The sequence below is a fragment of the Pseudomonas sp. AF32 genome (assembly GCF_022342325.2).
Lineage (GTDB): Bacteria > Pseudomonadota > Gammaproteobacteria > Pseudomonadales > Pseudomonadaceae > Aquipseudomonas > Aquipseudomonas uvaldensis.
The window spans coordinates 18,389-34,884 of the sequence record NZ_RQJK02000033.1 but is presented as its reverse complement, the minus strand read 5'-3'; the positions used below and the strand labels follow the sequence as shown (position 1 = coordinate 34,884).

Genomic DNA, 16,496 nt, shown 5'->3' with positions numbered 1-16,496 from the left:
TCCTGAGCAGCCTTTTTCATGGATGAATACCGAGACCCACCATGGTTAACGCCACCCCGTCACGCACCGGGAAGATATTGCTGGGCCTGCTTTTCGCCCTGATTGGTATCGGCTTGTTGGGCATCGCCCTCAACCTCACTCTGGATCGCCGCGAGTTCCTGGCCCACGCACAGGCCGCCGATGGCATCGTCAGTCATTTGAATGCCGGTGGTTCGCATCCCGAAATTGCCTTTACCACGGCCACTGGCGAAAAAATTTCTTATCCCCAGGGCGGCTTGATTTTCGGTTATCGGCAGGGCCAGTCGGTACGCGTGCGTTACTTGCCCGATCAGCCTGCCGGCAGTGCCGTCGTCGATGATCCGGGAGCACTCTGGGGGCCTTCCGGGCTGTTGGGAGGGCTCGGTCTGATGTTTGCGTTTGTGGGGCTGACAACAACCATTCGCCAACGCGGCCGCGGTGCGGTTCATTCACATTAAGGATTTTGAAGGTATGAGCTACAACATCCCGATCCCGGTCAATGAAAGCCGCTGGCAGTACCAGACCGCCAGCGGCGGTGGCCTGACCGTAGCCTTGGTGGCGGGCAGTGGCGGTTCGATCATCCTGCGTTCACCGGAGGGCAAGGACGTCAGCTATCGCTATGGCGGCGTCGGGGTGGGGGCCGGATTCGGCGCGCGGCTGCCGCGTTTCGGCAAGGTCAATATCCAGATCAAAGGCAAGAGCGTGGGGGCGGCCGGCGCGGCTGAGGCTTTCCCCAGCTTCGGCAAGGTGTTCGTCAGCGACGCGCTGGTCAGCCATGACCTGACCGAAGACGACATCACCGGGCCCTGCATGTACACCGAAGTGGGAGGAGGCCTGGTGGTGGGCGGTTCGGCCACGGCCCTGTTGTTCGGGCTCGGTCCCAAGTTGCTGGCATTGTCGGTGGCCTTGAACGCCAGCCCGGCGACATCGCTCATTGCTTCCGGCACGGTCAACCGGCAACTGCTGCAGTCGGCCAAGGGCGCGGTGGTGATGGCTGGCATGAACGCCGGCGTGCAGGCCGGTGGTGGTGCGGCGATCTACATGGGGTATCTGTTCTAACGCACACCGTACAAGCCTCCTGTGGGAGCGAGCCTGCTCGCGATAGCGGTGTACCAGCTTGCAAAGAGAGTGACTGATCCGCCGCCATCGCGAGCAGGCTCGCTCCCACAAAAAAGCCGCGAATCATCGCGGCTTTTTTGATATCAACAAGGTCAGACGTTAAAGCGGAAGTGCATCACATCGCCGTCCTTGACGATATAGTCCTTGCCTTCCAGGCGCCATTTGCCGGCTTCCTTGGCACCGGCTTCACCCTTGTACTGGATGAAGTCGGCATAGGCGATGACTTCGGCGCGGATAAAGCCTTTTTCGAAGTCGGTGTGGATCACGCCGGCGGCTTGCGGGGCGGTGGCGCCGACGCGGACGGTCCAGGCACGGACTTCCTCGACACCGGCGGTGAAGTAGGTCTGCAGGTTGAGCATTTCGTAACCGGCGCGGATCACGCGGTTCAGGCCAGGCTCTTCCAGGCCCAGGGCCTCCAGGAACATGTCCTTTTCTTCACCGTCGTCCAGTTCGGCGATTTCCGCTTCGATCTTGTTGCAGACCGGAACCACCACGGCGCCTTCTTCTTCGGCGATGGCCTTGACCACGTCCAGGTGCGGGTTGTTCTCGAAACCGTCTTCAGCGACGTTGGCAATGTACATGACCGGCTTGGTGGTCAGCAGGTGGAAGCCCTTGATCACCAGCTTCTCTTCGGTGCTCATGTTCTTCATCAGGCTGCGCGCCGGCTTGCCTTCGGTGAAGTGGGCGATCAACTGCTCCAGCAGGCCTTTCTGGACGACGGCGTCCTTGTCGCCACCCTTGGCGTTGCGGGCGACTTTTTGCAGTTGCTTCTCGCAGCTGTCGAGGTCGGCGAAGATCAGTTCCAGGTCGATGATCTCGATGTCGCGTTTCGGGTCGACACTGTTGGAGACGTGGATCACGTTCTCGTCTTCAAAGCAGCGGACCACGTGGGCGATGGCATCGGTCTCGCGGATGTTGGCGAGGAACTTGTTACCCAGGCCTTCGCCTTTCGACGCGCCGGCGACGAGGCCCGCGATGTCGACGAACTCCATGGTGGTCGGCAGGATGCGCTTGGGATTGACGATGGCCGCCAGGGCATCCAGGCGCGCATCCGGCATCGGCACGATGCCGCTGTTCGGCTCGATGGTGCAGAAGGGGAAGTTCTCGGCCGCGATACCGGATTTGGTCAGGGCGTTGAACAGGGTGGACTTGCCGACGTTAGGCAGGCCGACGATGCCGCAATTGAATCCCATGGTGTTTCCCCTCGGTAAGAGTCAGGCCTTCTGGCTGTGCAGGTTCTTCATCGCGCGGTTCCATTCACCGGCGAGAATATCCGGCAGCACGCCGAGGGCAAAGTCGATGCTGGCATCGAGTTTTTCCTGTTCGGCGCGAGGCGCACGACCCAGGACGAAATTCGACACCATACTGGCAACGCCCGGGTGGCCGATGCCGAGCCGCAGGCGGTGAAAGGTATTCTGGTTACCCAGCTGCGCAATGATGTCGCGCAACCCGTTGTGACCGCCATGGCCGCCGCCCTGTTTGAGCTTGGCAACGCCCGGAGGCAGGTCGAGTTCGTCGTGGGCCACCAGGATTTCTTCGGGCTTGATGCGGAAGAAACCGGCCAATGCCGCCACGGCCTGGCCGCTGCGGTTCATATAGGTGGTGGGAATCAACAGACGAACGTCCTGACCCTGATGCGAAAAGCGCCCGGTCAGGCCGAAATATTTGCGATCGGCCGCCAGGCTGACGCCTTGTGCGTGCGCGATGCGCTCAACAAAAAGGGCCCCTGCGTTATGCCGGGTCTGTTCGTATTCGGTGCCTGGATTTCCCAGGCCAACGATCAGTTTGATGGCAGTCACGATAGGGGCCCTTCCTGGAGTGTGGATAACAAGTCGCGGTCAGGTATTTTGGCGACAGTGGACGAAATTGCGGATCTACCCTTGAGTAAACTTCGCGTTCCCGCCCGCTGCCTCGCTACGTTCCAGTCCGCGATGTTACCGGTCACTCCGGCGACAGAGTGAAATTACTCTGCTGCGCCTTCTTCGGTAGCTTCTGGAGCAACACGTGGAGCGTGGACGTTGGCAACAGCCTTGTCGTCGCCGTGTGCCAGGGCCACGAATTCAACGCCTTTAGGTGCTTTCAGGTCGGACAGGTGAATGATCGTGCCGATTTCGGCGTCAGCCAGGTCGACTTCGATGAATTCAGGCAGGTCTTTCGGCAGGCAGGAAACTTCCAGCTCGGAAGTGACGTGCGAGATCTCGCCGCCTTTCTTGATTGGAGCAGCTTCGTTGATGAAGTGCACTGGAACGGTTGCGGTCAGTTTCTGGCCAGCCACGACGCGAATGAAGTCAGCGTGCATGATGAATTGCTTGGCCGGGTGACGCTGCATCGCTTTAACGATGACGTTTTGCTTCTTGCCATCGACGTTCAGCTCGATCACGTGGCTGAAGGCAGCCTCGTCTTCGAACAGCTTGGCCACTTCTTTGGCCAGCATGGTGATGGACTCAGGAGCCTTGTCACCACCGTAGACAACGGCAGGAACCTGGTTGGCGAGACGACGCAGGCGGCGGCTCGCACCTTTCCCCAGGTCGGTACGCGCTTGGGCGTTCAGGATGAAATCAGTCATTTTGTATCTCCAAAATAGCCATTCCGGGTGACGTCTGCGACCGACGTCAAAGCGGATGGGCAAAAAAGCCCCGCCCCAACATGAGTGTTGGGGCGGGGCGCTTTTCGTCAACGGGATGTCATGGCAAGGGCAGGGCCCTTAACGGAACATCGCGCTGATCGATTCTTCATTGCTGATGCGGCGAACCGCTTCGGCAACAACCGGTGCGATATCCAGTTGGCGGATACGCGCACAGGCTTGTGCTGCTGCGGACAGCGGGATGGTGTTAGTGACCACCAGCTCGTCCAGCACGGAATTTTCAATGTTCTCGATCGCCCGACCCGACAGCACAGGGTGTGTGCAGTAGGCAAAGACCTTGGCCGCGCCATGCTCTTTCAGAGCCTTGGCCGCGTGGCACAGGGTGCCGGCGGTATCGACCATGTCATCGACCAGGATACAGGTACGGCCTTCGACGTCGCCGATGATATGCATCACTTCGGAGTGATTGGCTTTCTCGCGGCGTTTGTCGATGATACCCAGGTCCACGCCCAGGGATTTGGCAACGGCCCGTGCACGCACGACGCCACCAATGTCCGGGGACACGATCATCAGGTTCTCGAAGCGCTGATCTTCGATGTCATCCACCAGGACCGGGGAGCCGTAGATGTTATCCACGGGAATATCGAAGAAGCCCTGAATCTGGTCAGCGTGCAGATCAACCGTGAGGACACGGTCGATGCCGACGACGGTCAGCATGTCGGCGACGACTTTTGCGCTGATCGCCACGCGTGCGGAACGCGGGCGGCGATCCTGGCGGGCATAACCAAAGTAAGGAATAACAGCAGTGATACGAGTAGCCGAGGAACGGCGGAAGGCATCAGCCATCACGACGAGTTCCATCAGGTTATCGTTGGTCGGAGCGCAGGTCGGCTGAATAATGAAGACGTCTTTACCGCGAACGTTTTCATTGATCTCGGCAGTGATCTCGCCGTCGGAAAATTTACCGACAGAAATGTCACCGAGAGGGATATGCAGCTGACGTACGACACGCCGAGCCAGATCGGGGTTGGCGTTCCCCGTAAAGACCATCATCTTGGACACGCGCAGTACCTGGAGGCTGAGGGTATGCCTGGATGAGTATAGGAAAATGGCAGGGGCGGCTGGATTCGAACCAACGCATGGCAGGATCAAAACCTGCTGCCTTACCGCTTGGCGACGCCCCTGTATCTGTTGCTGCGAGTGCCTAACACTCGATTCCTTTTAGAGCAGACTTTGTAGCTTGCGATGCAACATCGAAACGTTGCTTCCTTTTGCTACAAACCCTGTAAGGGTCTCTGTAAGAAGGGCCGATACTTTATCAGCTTCAGCTTTGCTTGGGAAGCCCCCAAACACACAACTTCCAGTTCCGGTGAGTTTTGCTTCGGTAAATTTACCTAGCAAATTCAAAGCGTTACGAACATCTGGATAACGCCTCGCTACCACCGGTAAGCAGTCATTTCGACTGTTTCCCTTGGGAACGGGGCGCACTTTAATGGGCGGAGAGTTACGTGTCAACAGTGGATCTGAAAAAATTTCTGCTGTACTTACAGATACTTGCGGCACCAGTACGAGGTACCAGGGTTCCTCGGGCTCCACCGGTGTGAGTTTTTCCCCTACGCCTTCGGCAAAAGCCGCGTGGCCACGCACGAAAACCGGTACATCGGCCCCCAGCGTCAGGCCCAGGGCGGCGAGGCGATCCGCGTCCCAATCCAGCTGCCACAAGTGGTTGAGCCCGAGCAGCGTGGTCGCCGCGTTCGAGCTGCCGCCACCGATACCGCCGCCCATGGGCAGGATTTTTTCAATCCAGATGTCGATGCCCAGCGAACAACCGGATTGCTCCTGAAGTTTTTTCGCGGCCCTGACAATCAGGTTGCTGTCGTGGGGGACACCTTCGAATTCGGTGTGCAACTGAATCACGCCGTCGTCGCGCACGGCAAAGGTGATTTCGTCACCGTAGTCCAGGAACTGGAAGATCGTCTGCAACTCGTGATAGCCGTCCGGGCGACGACCGAGAATATGCAGCATCAAGTTGAGCTTGGCCGGGGAGGGCAGGGTCAGGCGCGGGGCTGTCATGTCATTGCCCCAGCTTGCGCGGCTGCCATTGCTTGATCACCAGCGTGACGTCGAGATCGCTGCCGTGCAGTTTGATGCGTTCGGGCAGCCAGTAGCCGTTCTGCTGGGCATAACTGAGGTATTCGATCTGCCAGTCGTCCTGCTCCAGGTTGGACAGGCGACTGTCGGCGTCGAGGGTCAGGCGGCTCTTGCTGTCCGGTGCCGGCAGCCCGCGAACCCACCAGGTCAGATGCGAGACCGGCAGTTTCCAACCCAGTTGTTCTTCCAGCAAGGCTTCGGGCGAGGGTGCGTCGTAGCGCCCCTGGTTGGCGACTTCCAGCGAGACCTGGCCGGGGCGACCCGTCAGCCGCGCCGCGCCGCGTCCCAGTGGGCCGGAGAGGCGAATGTCGTAATAGTCCTGGCGTTGCAGCCAGAACAGCGTGCCGCTGCCCGAATCTTTAGGCGCGCGAATGCCGATCTTGCCGTCGATCTGCCAGCCGTCGAGGCCGCTCAGTTGTGCCTTGTGCTCACGCCATTGGGTCGGGTTGCCGTGGCCCTGGACGGATTCACGGGCGCCGAAGCCCGCGCAACCGGCGAGCAGGGCGATGAAGCTGAAAACGATGAAGTGGCGCAAAAACATGGTCTTAAAGGGTCTCTGATCCGGTCAGGCGTTTGATGGTGCCGCGCAGGATGGGGCTGTCAGGCTGTTCCTTGAGAAATTTGTTCCAGACCTGCCGGGCTTCGCGTTGCTTGCCCTTGGCCCACAGGACTTCGCCCAGGTGAGCAGCGACTTCCTGGTCGGGAAAGCGCTCCAGGGCCTGGCGCAACAGGCGTTCGGCTTCGTCGAGGTTGCCGAGGCGAAAATTCACCCAGCCGAGGCTGTCTAGCACTGCTGGGTCTTCCGGGTTGATCTGGTGGGCCTGTTCGATCAGCGCTTTGGCTTCGGCGTATCGGGTGGTGCGGTCCGACAGGGTGTAGCCAAGGGCATTGAGCGCCATGGCGTTGTCGGGGTCGCGCTGGATGATCAGGCGCAGGTCTTTTTCCATCTGCGCCAGATCATTGCGTTTTTCCGCCTGCATGGCCCGGGTGTAGAGCAGGTTCAGGTCGTCCGGGTATTGTTTCAGGGCTTGCTGCAGTACACCCCAGGCCTTGTCGCCCTGATTGTTGCTCGACAGGGTTTCCGCTTCGATCAGGTATAACTGGATTCCGTAGTCGGGTTGGGCGTCGCGCTGGACGGACAAGCGGCTCTGGGCCTCGGCTGTCTTGCCATTACTCATCAGGATATCGGCCTGGCGCAATTGCGCCGGCAGGTAGTCATTCCCCGGGCCGACCTGGGCGTACTCGATCAGCGCGGTTTCCGGGTCGTCGCGTTCTTCGGCGATGCGCCCCAGGTTCAGGTGGGCCGAATCGACGTGGCTCTCCCGGGCAATCAGGTCTTCCAGATAACCCTTGGCTTCTTCCCAGGCCTTGGCTTCCAGGCAAACCAGGGCGAGGGAATAACGCAGTTCGTCGTCTTCGGGGTATTGCTGGACCAGGCTGGAAAACTCCACCTTGGCGTCGTCCATGCGGTTGTTTTCCACCAGCATGCGGGCGTAAGTAAGGCGCAGGCGCTTGTCGTCCGGATACTTCTTGATACTTTTTTCCAGCAGCGGCAGGGCTTCGTCGCCCCGGTTCATGCCTTGCAGCAGGCGCGCCCGCAGCAGGATCGGCGCCACTTCGCCGGCTTCCGGCGGGTTGTCCTCGAGCAGCGTGAGGGCACCCTTGGAATCGCCGTCCTGTTGCAGCAACAGCGCCTTGCCGAAAATCAGCTGGCCGTTGTTCGGATGGCGTTGCAGCAGGCGGTCGAAACTTTTCATCAGGCCGCTGCGGGTTTCCTGGTCGGTATCGGCAGCAGACAGCGCAAGGAAATCGAAATGGGTATCGCCTTTGCCCAGCAGCACTTTCTCCATATACATCATGGAGTCGTCATAACGGCCGGCCCGTGCCAGTTGTACGGCGGCGGCGCGCTGCGCTTCAAGGTCGTCCGGCGCATTCTTCGCCCAGATCATGGCGGTATCCAGCGCCGCCTGGTCGGCCCCCAGGTATTCGGCAATGCGAAACGCCCGCTCGGAGATGCCAGGGTCCTGGGTATTGATGGCCTGGGTCACGTAGTTATCCAGCGCAATGTCGAAGCGGTTGCGCTGGCCTGCCAGTTCGGCGCTCAACAGGCTGAAGATGGTTTCTTCGCTGAACGAGCCGTAGACCTTGGGCTTTTCAGGGGCCTGCGTGCTGTCTTCGACCGGCGGCGAACCGTCCGTCGATACGGGGGCCATGGACTGGCAGCCGCTGAGCAGGGCAAGAGCGAGGAGCAACGCGGAAGATCTATTCATATAGGAAGAGGACGACTAACCTGCGGTCGGATCATCATGACACAAGCCTTCGACCAAACATAACCGCCCCGTCGATTTACGCTGTCAGGCGAGGCGATAGAGATCGAGTGGTTGTCCTGAATCTGGCGAAGTAGGACAATTGCCGGCTTCACGTCACCATCAGCGACCTTGAATGGCCTTCCTTGCACTTGGTATTAACCACAAGACTGCTTCAGTAGACGTCCGCGAGCGCGTGGCCTTTACGCCTGAGCAGCTGGTTGAGGCCCTGCAGCAGCTTTGCCGGCTCACCGAGAGCCGCGAGGCTGCGATCCTCTCCACCTGCAATCGCAGTGAGCTTTATATAGAACAGGATCAGGTTTCGGCCGATGCGGTGCTGCGCTGGCTGGCCGAATACCATGATCTGAGCCTGGAAGAGCTGCGCGCCAGTGCCTATGTGCACGAAGACGATGCGGCCGTTCGTCACATGATGCGCGTCGCGTCCGGGCTCGATTCCCTGGTGCTGGGCGAACCGCAGATTCTCGGCCAGATGAAATCGGCCTACGCCGTGGCCCGCGAAGCAGGCACCGTCGGGCCGCTGCTGGGGCGGCTGTTCCAGGCCACGTTCAACGCCGCCAAGCAGGTGCGCACCGACACGGCTATCGGTGAAAACCCGGTGTCCGTGGCGTTTGCCGCTGTCAGCCTGGCGAAGCAGATTTTCAGTGACTTGCAACGCAGCCAGGCGCTGTTGATCGGTGCCGGCGAAACCATCACCCTGGTCGCTCGTCACCTTCATGACCTGGGTGTGAAGCGCATCGTGGTCGCCAACCGGACCCTGGAGCGAGCCAGCATCCTGGCCGAACAGTTCGGAGCCCATGCGGTGTTGCTGTCGGACATTCCGGCGGAGCTGGTGCACAGTGACATCGTCATCAGTTCCACCGCCAGCCAATTGCCGATTCTGGGCAAGGGCGCGGTGGAAAGTGCCCTGAAGTTGCGCAAGCACAAGCCGATCTTCATGGTGGACATTGCCGTTCCCCGGGACATCGAGCCGGAAGTCGGCGAGCTGGACGACGTTTATCTCTATAGCGTCGACGACCTGCACGAAGTGGTTGCCGAGAACCTCAAGAGTCGGCAGGGCGCGGCCCAGGCGGCGGAAGAGATGATCAGCGTCGGCGCCGAGGACTTCATGGTGCGCCTGCGCGAGTTGGCCGCCGTGGATGTACTCAAGGCGTATCGTCAGCAGAGCGAGCGCCTGCGCGACGAAGAGCTGCAAAAGGCCCAGCGCCTGCTGGCCAACGGTGGCAACGCTGAAGATGTGCTGGCGCAACTGGCTCGCGGCCTGACCAACAAACTGCTCCACGCCCCCAGTGTCCAGCTCAAGAAGCTGACCGCCGAAGGCCGCCTCGATGCGCTGGCCATGGCCCAGGAACTCTTTGCCCTCGGTGAGGGTTCACCGGATAGCTTTTCGGATAAAAAATCGTAATGAAAGCGTCACTGCTCAATAAACTGGACGTTCTCCAGGACCGTTTCGAGGAACTGACCGCCTTGCTGGGCGATGGTGAAGTCATTTCCGACCAGAACAAGTTCCGCACCTACTCCAAGGAGTACGCGGAAGTCGAGCCGATTGTCGTGACTTATAAACAGCTGCTCAAAGTGCAGGAAGACCTTGCCGGTGCCCAGGCGCTGCTCAAGGACAGCGACCCGGACCTGCGTGAAATGGCCGTCGAGGAAGTCCGCGAAGCCAAGGAACGACTGGTTGAGCTGGAGAGCAACCTGCAGCGCATGTTGTTGCCCAAGGATCCGAACGACGGGCGCAACGTTTTCCTCGAGATACGTGCCGGTACCGGTGGCGACGAGGCGGCGATTTTCTCCGGCGACCTGTTTCGCATGTATTCGCGTTACGCCGAGCGTCGCGGCTGGCGCGTGGAAATTCTGTCCGAGAACGAAGGCGAACACGGCGGCTTCAAGGAAGTTATCGCCCGGGTCGAAGGCGAGAACGTTTACGGCAAGCTGAAATTCGAGTCCGGTGCCCACCGTGTGCAGCGCGTGCCGGCCACTGAATCCCAGGGGCGCATCCATACCTCGGCCTGCACCGTGGCGGTATTGCCCGAGCCGGACGAGCAGGAAGCCATCGAAATCAACCCGGCGGACCTGCGGATCGACACTTACCGCTCCTCCGGCGCCGGCGGCCAGCACGTCAACAAGACCGATTCGGCGATCCGTATCACTCACTTGCCTTCGGGCATCGTGGTCGAATGTCAGGAAGAGCGTTCCCAGCACAAGAACCGTGCACGGGCCATGGCCTGGCTGTCGGCCAAGCTCAACGATCAACAGACCAGCGCTGCGGCCAATGCCATTGCCAGCGAGCGAAAATTGCTGGTGGGGTCGGGCGACCGTTCCGAGCGGATCCGTACTTACAATTTCGCCCAGGGTCGGGTCACCGATCATCGAATCAACCTGACGCTGTATTCCCTCGACGAAATCCTTGCCGGTGGCGTCGAGGCCGTGATCGAGCCGTTGCTGGCCGAATACCAGGCCGACCAACTGGCCGCGATTGGCGAGTAAGCAGAGGTGAACCCATGACCATCATCGCCAGTGTATTACGCGCCGCCGAGCTGCCGGATTCGCCGACCCCACGCCTGGATGCCGAGTTGCTGCTGGCGGCTGCCCTGGGCAAGCCCCGCAGCTTCCTGCACACCTGGCCCGAGCGGATCGTGCCGAGCGAAGCGGCGCTGTTGTTCTCCGAATACCTGCGTCGTCGTCGCTCCGGCGAGCCGGTGGCTTATATCCTGGGGCAACAGGGGTTCTGGAAGCTCGACCTGGAAGTCGCTCCTCACACCCTGATCCCCCGTCCGGACACCGAGCTGCTGGTGGAAACCGCGCTGCAATTGTTGCCGGCCACCCCGGCCAGGGTTCTGGACCTGGGCACCGGCAGCGGTGCGATTGCCCTGGCATTGGCCAGTGAGCGCCCGGCCTGGACGGTCACTGCGGTTGATCGTGTGCTCGAGGCTGTGGCCCTGGCCGAACGCAATCGCCAACGCCTGGATCTGGGCAATGTCACGGTGCTGAGCAGTCATTGGTTCAGTGCCCTGGCAGACCGGCGCTTCGAGTTGATCATCAGTAATCCACCTTATATCGCTGCCACCGATCCGCACCTGGCCGAAGGCGACGTGCGTTTCGAGCCGGCCAGTGCGCTGGTGGCGGGCCAGGATGGGCTCGATGACCTGCGCACGATCATCGCCCAGGCGCCGGATCATCTTGCTCCGGGCGGATGGCTGATGCTCGAACATGGATACGACCAGGCCGATGCGGTGCGTGACCTGCTTCAAACCCAGGGATTTGCCGAAGTCCACAGTCGCAAGGACCTGGGCGGCCATGAACGCATCAGCCTGGGGTGCCTGCCGTGCTGAACGACCAGGAGCTGTTGCGCTACAGCCGGCAGATCCTGTTGCAGCACGTCGACATCGACGGCCAGGTACGGCTCAAGCAGAGCCGCGCATTGATCGTCGGTCTTGGCGGCCTCGGCGCCCCGGTGGCGCTGTACCTGGCCGCCGCCGGCGTTGGCGAGTTGCATCTGGCGGATTTCGACACGGTTGACCTCACCAACCTGCAACGCCAGATCATCCACGACACTGGCAGCGTGGGGCTGAGCAAGGTCGATTCGGCGATGCGTCGTCTGGCAGCGCTGAACCCTGAGATCGGGTTGGTCCCTCATACGACCGCCATGGACGAAGACAGCCTGGCCGCCGCCGTCGGAGCCGTGGACGTGGTGCTGGACTGCTCCGACAATTTCTCTACCCGCGAAGCGGTGAACGCGGCGTGCGTCGCAGCAGGCAAGCCGCTGGTCAGCGGCGCGGCGATCCGCCTGGAAGGGCAGCTGTCGGTATTCGACCCGCGTCGCCCCGAAAGCCCTTGCTACCACTGTCTCTACGGCCACGGCAGCGAAGCCGAGCTGACCTGCAGCGAAGCGGGCGTGCTCGGTCCGGTGGTGGGGCTGGTGGGGAGCCTGCAAGCCCTCGAGGCGCTGAAGCTATTGGCCGTGTTCGGTGAACCATTGGTAGGACGCCTGCTGTTGATCGATGCCCTGGGTTCACGTTTCCGCGAACTGCGGGTCAAGCGCGACCCAGGCTGCAGCGTGTGTGGTGACAGGCATGAATAACGCGCCGGTCGGGGTGCTTGATTCGGGGGTCGGCGGGCTTTCGGTGCTGGCAGAGATCCGTCATCTGCTGCCCAATGAATCGCTGCTGTACGTCGCCGATTGTGGACATATTCCCTATGGCGAGAAAACACCGGAATACATCCGGCAGCGCAGTTCCATCATCGCCGACTTTTTGTTGGGGCAGGGCGCCAAAGCCCTGGTGGTCGCCTGCAATACCGCAACGGTCGCTGCCGTGGCCGATCTGCGCCGTGACTTCCCCGATTGGCCCATTGTCGGCATGGAGCCGGCGGTCAAGCCGGCGGCTGCCGCTACCCGTAGCGGCATCGTCGGGGTACTGGCCACCACCGGCACCTTGCAGAGCGCCAAGTTCGCCGCGCTGCTTGATCGCTTTGCCACCGACGTGCGGGTCATCACCCAGCCGTGTCCCGGATTGGTGGAGCTGATCGAAACGGGGGATTTGCACAGCCCGGCCCTGTATCAACTGCTGCGCCAGTACGTCGACCCCCTGTTGGCCGCCGGTTGCGACACGCTGATCCTGGGCTGCACCCACTATCCGTTTCTCAAGCCCATGCTCAAGCAGATGATCCCGGCCCATATCAGCCTGATCGACACCGGCGCCGCCGTGGCTCGCCAGTTGCAGCGCTTGTTGGCTGAACGGGGAGCGTTAGCGGAAGGGCCTGCCAGCGAAACCCAGTTCTGGAGTAGCGCAGATCCGATACATTTAGGAAAAATCCTACCAATGTTGTGGCAATCGTCTGGCATTGTGCGAAGCTTCGCTCTGTAAAAGAAATGTGAAAATTACGTAAATGGGGCTGAACTTCTGTTTCAACGGGGATTTCTATAGCTCTGTCTGTTTGTAAGAAAAAACTAACTAAGTCTGTTCGGAAAAGGATGTTTCTAATGAAGCGCTTATTCTGTTTGGCCGCACTTGCGGCTGCGTTGCTGGGGCACACTTACACTGCTCAGGCGGCGGGTGTGGAATTCGGGGTCGGTCAGACCAGCGATTCGACCATGACCTATCGACTGGGCATGCAGTTCGATTGGGACAAGAGTTGGTTGCAAAGCGATGTGGGGCGTCTGACGGGCTACTGGAGTGGTGCCTACACCTATTGGGAGGGGGATGAGACTTCGAGTAACCACAGCCTGTCGTTCTCGCCGGTCTTCGTGTATGAATTTTCCGGTCAGAACGTGAAACCGTACGTTGAGGCTGGCATCGGCGTTGCGTTGTTCGCTAACACCGAGCTGGAAGATAACAAGCTGGGCAGTTCGTTCCAGTTCGAAGATCGCATTGGTTTCGGCCTGCGCTTCAATGGCGGGCATGAAGTGGGCATTCGCGCCACTCACTATTCCAACGCGGGTATCTCGTCGAACAACGACGGTGTGGAGAGCTACGCGCTGCATTACACGATGCCGCTGTAATACCCGACAGCCCTGTGGGGGCCGGCCCCTTCGCGAGCAAGCCTGCTCCCACACATCTTTCGAGGCTCCCGCAATGGGAACCCGCCCCATCAAGGGCCTGCTGACCTTTATCGATACACCGTCGCAATGCCCTGGCGTTCTTCAACGCATTCCGGCGCGCCCATTTCGAACTCCCGGCAAATCAACGGACGTTTCTCGTAGATCGTGCACCTCATACTGTCGCGATCCAGCGCCGCGCACCAACCATCATCCAGCCGCAACATGGCTTCGGCGCCCCAATCGTCCACGGCGATGAATCGTTGCGGGACACCCGTGTCGGTGATCAACAACACTTCCAGTCGGCAGCAGCATGCCGCGCAGCTCGAACAGGTAACGGCCGGCGCAGGAAGATCTATGAGAGGGATGTTTTTCATGGCCGGCAGTGTAAGGCAACCGGGGCCTTCAAGGACGACCCTTGATCGGTGACCAGGCATCGGGTTGACACGGTGCGATGTCCGGCCGGTCGGTCCGGGTCGAGGCGGGTAACGGCCAGAGCGCCGCCAGGGCAGCGACGGGGAGGATCAGCTCGGGGGGCCTTTTGGCCAGGTTGGTCAGGATGTAGGTCGCTGCTTCGTCTGTCGAGCAGACCGTGGGCAACGCACCATTGTCCAGGCACAGCGACACATCATCGAACCCCGGGTGGACCAGCGTCACGTCGATGCCCTCGGGGGCGAGCCTCGTGCGAGTCGATTCGAACAGGGAGCGCATGGTGCTGCCACTGGCCTCGGTGTGTGATGGGGACAAGCAAGTCGCCGGGCTGGCGATCCCTGTCAGATGGGGGTGGATGCCTGCCTGTAACAGCGGCAAGGCCGTTTCGATGCATAGACTGGCCGCCAGCAGGTTGCTGCGTACCAAATGTTCGATGAATGCCTGGGGGGTAGGTTGGGCGCCGGCGTATTCGGTGGTTCCAGCATTCAGGATGACGGTGTCCAGGGCACCCCACTGCTGGGCGATCCGTTCGCCAATTTTGCGTACGGTCTGGCTGTCGGTCAGATCGCCGGGCACGATCAGTAGCTGGTCCGGATAACGTGCGTCAAGGGCTTCGCAGGGTTGGGTCGAGCGCGAACTGATCGCCAGGTGCGCACCGCTGTCAAGCAGCTTTACAGCAAGCGAAGCGGCGACGCCGTCACCCGCCCCTGTCAGCCAGTATCGCCGTGGCGGTTTCACACCCATTCCATGCTCCTTCCGTTAGGGTTGCGCCGTGTCTGCTATAAGGCTTTTACGGCGGTCCATGATTAAGTAAGACTATATTCCGAGTGGTGGAAAGTGCATCCGCATTCAATCAATTTCATGTTCGTTCAGCGCCCAACGGTTCGGCGGCACTGTGTTGTCGCGTTGGCAGCTGTCTGAAAGCGGCCAGCGCACGCGCTCGTGATCGACCGAGGTCGACGATCGGAGCGGGATAATCCACACGGTCAAACAGTCCACAGAGGGCTTTGGGGTTATGGACCTGTTGCCTATCCAGATCGTTCAGTTCCGGTAACCAGCGTTTGATGAACGATCCTGTGGGGTCGAATTTTTCCGATTGACTCAATGGATTGAAAATCCGGAACCAGGGCGCCGCGTCCGTGCCGGTGGAGGCGCTCCACTGCCAACCGCCATTGTTGGCGGCCAGATCCCCGTCGATCAAGTGCTGCATGAAAAAGCGCTCGCCTTCGCGCCAGTCGATCAGCAGGTTCTTGGTGAGGAACATCGCCACGACCATTCGCAAGCGGTTGTGCATCCATCCTGTCTCCAGCAGTTGGCGCATGGCTGCGTCAATGATTGGCAGGCCGGTGCGGGCCTCTTTCCAGGCGGCCAGTTCTTCGGGGGCATCACGCCAGGCCATCGCTTCGGTTTCCGGGCGGAATGCCCGGTGACGGGATACCCGTGGATAGCCCACCAGAATGTGTTTATAGAACTCACGCCAGAGCAATTCATTGATCCAGGTCACCGCCCCGACGTTACCGCTTTCGAATTCGCCCTGGTTGGCTTGCAGCGCGGCGTGCAGGCACTGGCGCGGCGAGACCACGCCGGCCACCAGGTAAGCCGAGAGCTGGCTGGTGCCGGGTTTGGCCGGAAAATCCCGATCGGTCTGGTAATGGTCGAGGTGCTGATCGACGAACGCCTCCAGGCGTCGTCGGGCTTCGCTTTCGCCTGCGGGCCAAAAAGCACGCAGGGCTTCGTCGGAAGGTGCAAAGCCTTCGATGAGCAACGGCACCGGATCGCTGGCGATGCCGGTGGGTGCCTGCCGGGCCGGTGCGCGAACCAGGCTTGGCAATGAGATGTGCAGCCGGCCGTAGCAGACTTTGCGAAACTGGCTGAACACCTGGAAATAGTTGCCGGTTTTGGTCAACACGCTGCCGGGCTTGAACAGCAACTGATCGAGGTAGCTGTGGAATGCGATGCCTTGATCGCCCAGCGTGCGAGCGACTTCAGCGTCGCGCCGGGTTTCGTTCAGCCCATATTCTTCATTGACATGGACTGCATCGATCTTCAATTCGCGGCATACCTTGAGCAGCACTTGCGGTGCCTCGTCCCAGCGTGGCGCCGGACGGATCAGTAATGGGATGTTCAGTGCGCCGAGGGCGGCGCTCAAGGAGGCCAGGTTGCGTAGCCAGAAATCGATCTTGCACGGCGCATCGTCGTGGCTGCGCCATTGTTCCGGGCTTGGCAGGTACACCGCCACGCAAGGCCCCCGTGCTGCGGCGGCGGTCAGGGCGGTGTTGTCGTGCAGGCGCAAATCGCTGCGCAGCCAGATCAGTTGCATGGGGTTTTCCAT

Annotated in this window: 18 protein-coding genes and 1 tRNA gene; 8 read left to right on the top strand and 11 right to left on the bottom strand. The window is 60.6% G+C overall.

What is annotated here, in order from left to right; all coding sequences use genetic code 11:
* The first annotated feature begins 41 nt into the window (after positions 1-41).
* Complete coding sequence (locus EGM97_RS24690) at positions 42-476, top strand: DUF3592 domain-containing protein (RefSeq protein ID WP_238962301.1); 435 nt, start codon at positions 42-44, stop codon at positions 474-476.
* 13 nt (positions 477-489) lie between these two features.
* A complete protein-coding gene (locus EGM97_RS24685) occupies positions 490-1,077 on the top strand; it encodes a hypothetical protein (protein WP_238962300.1) in 588 nt (195 codons plus the stop codon).
* A gap of 152 nt (positions 1,078-1,229) precedes the next feature.
* Here EGM97_RS24685 and ychF read toward each other — a convergent pair whose 3' ends face one another.
* The 8 genes from ychF to EGM97_RS24645 form a co-directional block, all read right to left on the bottom strand.
* A complete protein-coding gene (gene ychF / locus EGM97_RS24680) occupies positions 1,230-2,330 on the bottom strand; it encodes a redox-regulated ATPase YchF (RefSeq protein WP_238962299.1) in 1,101 nt (366 codons plus the stop codon).
* Positions 2,331-2,351: 21 nt separating this feature from the next.
* Positions 2,352-2,936 (bottom strand): aminoacyl-tRNA hydrolase, encoded by a 585-nt coding sequence (gene pth, locus EGM97_RS24675; protein ID WP_030138575.1) that lies wholly within the window; start codon positions 2,934-2,936, stop codon positions 2,352-2,354.
* A gap of 164 nt (positions 2,937-3,100) precedes the next feature.
* Positions 3,101-3,703, bottom strand: a complete 603-nt coding sequence (locus tag EGM97_RS24670) for a 50S ribosomal protein L25/general stress protein Ctc (RefSeq protein ID WP_238962298.1) — start codon at positions 3,701-3,703, stop codon at positions 3,101-3,103.
* A 138-nt stretch (positions 3,704-3,841) separates the two neighbouring features.
* Positions 3,842-4,783: a ribose-phosphate pyrophosphokinase gene (locus tag EGM97_RS24665; protein ID WP_003171603.1), complete on the bottom strand. Its 942-nt coding sequence runs from the start codon at positions 4,781-4,783 to the stop codon at positions 3,842-3,844.
* A gap of 47 nt (positions 4,784-4,830) precedes the next feature.
* Positions 4,831-4,905 (bottom strand) — tRNA-Gln (locus EGM97_RS24660).
* Between the two features lie 37 nt (positions 4,906-4,942).
* Positions 4,943-5,794, bottom strand: coding sequence for a 4-(cytidine 5'-diphospho)-2-C-methyl-D-erythritol kinase (gene ispE / locus EGM97_RS24655; protein ID WP_238962297.1), 852 nt, complete (start codon positions 5,792-5,794; stop codon positions 4,943-4,945).
* A 1-nt stretch (position 5,795) separates the two neighbouring features.
* Positions 5,796-6,413 carry a lipoprotein insertase outer membrane protein LolB gene (lolB, locus tag EGM97_RS24650; protein WP_053146583.1) on the bottom strand — a complete coding sequence of 206 codons (618 nt, stop codon included), beginning with the start codon at positions 6,411-6,413 and terminating at the stop codon, positions 5,796-5,798.
* Between the two features lie 4 nt (positions 6,414-6,417).
* Positions 6,418-8,142 (bottom strand): tetratricopeptide repeat protein, encoded by a 1,725-nt coding sequence (locus EGM97_RS24645; RefSeq protein WP_238962296.1) that lies wholly within the window; start codon positions 8,140-8,142, stop codon positions 6,418-6,420.
* Positions 8,143-8,314: 172 nt separating this feature from the next.
* On the opposite strand from EGM97_RS24645, the gene hemA reads away from it, so the two are divergent.
* The 6 genes from hemA to EGM97_RS24615 all read left to right on the top strand — a co-directional run bounded on the left by hemA (position 8,315) and on the right by EGM97_RS24615 (position 13,696).
* Positions 8,315-9,601: a glutamyl-tRNA reductase gene (hemA, locus tag EGM97_RS24640; protein ID WP_238962295.1), complete on the top strand. Its 1,287-nt coding sequence runs from the start codon at positions 8,315-8,317 to the stop codon at positions 9,599-9,601.
* On the top strand, positions 9,601-10,683 hold the full coding sequence (gene prfA / locus EGM97_RS24635) for a peptide chain release factor 1 (RefSeq protein ID WP_238962294.1): 1,083 nt from the start codon (positions 9,601-9,603) through the stop codon (positions 10,681-10,683). Before hemA ends, prfA begins: the two co-directional genes overlap by 1 nt.
* 14 nt (positions 10,684-10,697) lie before the next feature.
* On the top strand, positions 10,698-11,528 hold the full coding sequence (gene prmC, locus EGM97_RS24630) for a peptide chain release factor N(5)-glutamine methyltransferase (protein ID WP_238962293.1): 831 nt from the start codon (positions 10,698-10,700) through the stop codon (positions 11,526-11,528).
* Positions 11,522-12,277, top strand: coding sequence for a molybdopterin-synthase adenylyltransferase MoeB (locus EGM97_RS24625; RefSeq protein ID WP_238962292.1), 756 nt, complete (start codon positions 11,522-11,524; stop codon positions 12,275-12,277). Before prmC ends, EGM97_RS24625 begins: the two co-directional genes overlap by 7 nt.
* A complete protein-coding gene (murI, locus tag EGM97_RS24620; RefSeq protein WP_238962291.1) occupies positions 12,270-13,061 on the top strand; it encodes a glutamate racemase in 792 nt (263 codons plus the stop codon). The genes EGM97_RS24625 and murI overlap by 8 nt, the downstream gene beginning before the upstream one ends.
* A 116-nt stretch (positions 13,062-13,177) precedes the next feature.
* On the top strand, positions 13,178-13,696 hold the full coding sequence (locus EGM97_RS24615; protein WP_238962290.1) for an acyloxyacyl hydrolase: 519 nt from the start codon (positions 13,178-13,180) through the stop codon (positions 13,694-13,696).
* A 107-nt stretch (positions 13,697-13,803) separates the two neighbouring features.
* On the opposite strand, the gene EGM97_RS24610 is transcribed toward EGM97_RS24615, so the two are convergent.
* The 3 genes from EGM97_RS24610 to phrB form a co-directional block, all read right to left on the bottom strand.
* A complete protein-coding gene (locus EGM97_RS24610) occupies positions 13,804-14,109 on the bottom strand; it encodes a YkgJ family cysteine cluster protein (RefSeq protein ID WP_238962289.1) in 306 nt (101 codons plus the stop codon).
* Positions 14,110-14,137: 28 nt separating this feature from the next.
* Entirely contained in the window at positions 14,138-14,908 is a 771-nt protein-coding gene (locus tag EGM97_RS24605; RefSeq protein WP_238962288.1) for an SDR family NAD(P)-dependent oxidoreductase, read from the bottom strand.
* A 115-nt stretch (positions 14,909-15,023) separates the two neighbouring features.
* Positions 15,024-16,484, bottom strand: coding sequence for a deoxyribodipyrimidine photo-lyase (gene phrB, locus EGM97_RS24600; RefSeq protein ID WP_238962287.1), 1,461 nt, complete (start codon positions 16,482-16,484; stop codon positions 15,024-15,026).
* Positions 16,485-16,496: the final 12 nt, after the last annotated feature.

Excerpts from the sequence above, each read along its gene's own strand:
- EGM97_RS24690 (WP_238962301.1), top strand. The coding sequence starts at position 42 with ATGGTTAACGCCACCCCGTCACGCACCGGGAAGATATTGCTGGGCCTG.
- EGM97_RS24685 (WP_238962300.1), top strand. The coding sequence starts at position 490 with ATGAGCTACAACATCCCGATCCCGGTCAATGAAAGCCGCTGGCAGTAC.
- ychF (WP_238962299.1), bottom strand. The coding sequence starts at position 2,330 with ATGGGATTCAATTGCGGCATCGTCGGCCTGCCTAACGTCGGCAAGTCC.
- EGM97_RS24670 (WP_238962298.1), bottom strand. The coding sequence starts at position 3,703 with ATGACTGATTTCATCCTGAACGCCCAAGCGCGTACCGACCTGGGGAAA.
- ispE (WP_238962297.1), bottom strand. The coding sequence starts at position 5,794 with ATGACAGCCCCGCGCCTGACCCTGCCCTCCCCGGCCAAGCTCAACTTG.
- lolB (WP_053146583.1), bottom strand. The coding sequence starts at position 6,413 with ATGTTTTTGCGCCACTTCATCGTTTTCAGCTTCATCGCCCTGCTCGCC.
- EGM97_RS24645 (WP_238962296.1), bottom strand. The coding sequence starts at position 8,142 with ATGAATAGATCTTCCGCGTTGCTCCTCGCTCTTGCCCTGCTCAGCGGC.
- hemA (WP_238962295.1), top strand. The coding sequence starts at position 8,315 with ATGGCCTTCCTTGCACTTGGTATTAACCACAAGACTGCTTCAGTAGAC.
- prfA (WP_238962294.1), top strand. The coding sequence starts at position 9,601 with ATGAAAGCGTCACTGCTCAATAAACTGGACGTTCTCCAGGACCGTTTC.
- prmC (WP_238962293.1), top strand. The coding sequence starts at position 10,698 with ATGACCATCATCGCCAGTGTATTACGCGCCGCCGAGCTGCCGGATTCG.
- murI (WP_238962291.1), top strand. The coding sequence starts at position 12,270 with ATGAATAACGCGCCGGTCGGGGTGCTTGATTCGGGGGTCGGCGGGCTT.
- EGM97_RS24615 (WP_238962290.1), top strand. The coding sequence starts at position 13,178 with ATGAAGCGCTTATTCTGTTTGGCCGCACTTGCGGCTGCGTTGCTGGGG.
- EGM97_RS24610 (WP_238962289.1), bottom strand. The coding sequence starts at position 14,109 with ATGAAAAACATCCCTCTCATAGATCTTCCTGCGCCGGCCGTTACCTGT.
- EGM97_RS24605 (WP_238962288.1), bottom strand. The coding sequence starts at position 14,908 with ATGGGTGTGAAACCGCCACGGCGATACTGGCTGACAGGGGCGGGTGAC.
- phrB (WP_238962287.1), bottom strand. The coding sequence starts at position 16,484 with ATGCAACTGATCTGGCTGCGCAGCGATTTGCGCCTGCACGACAACACC.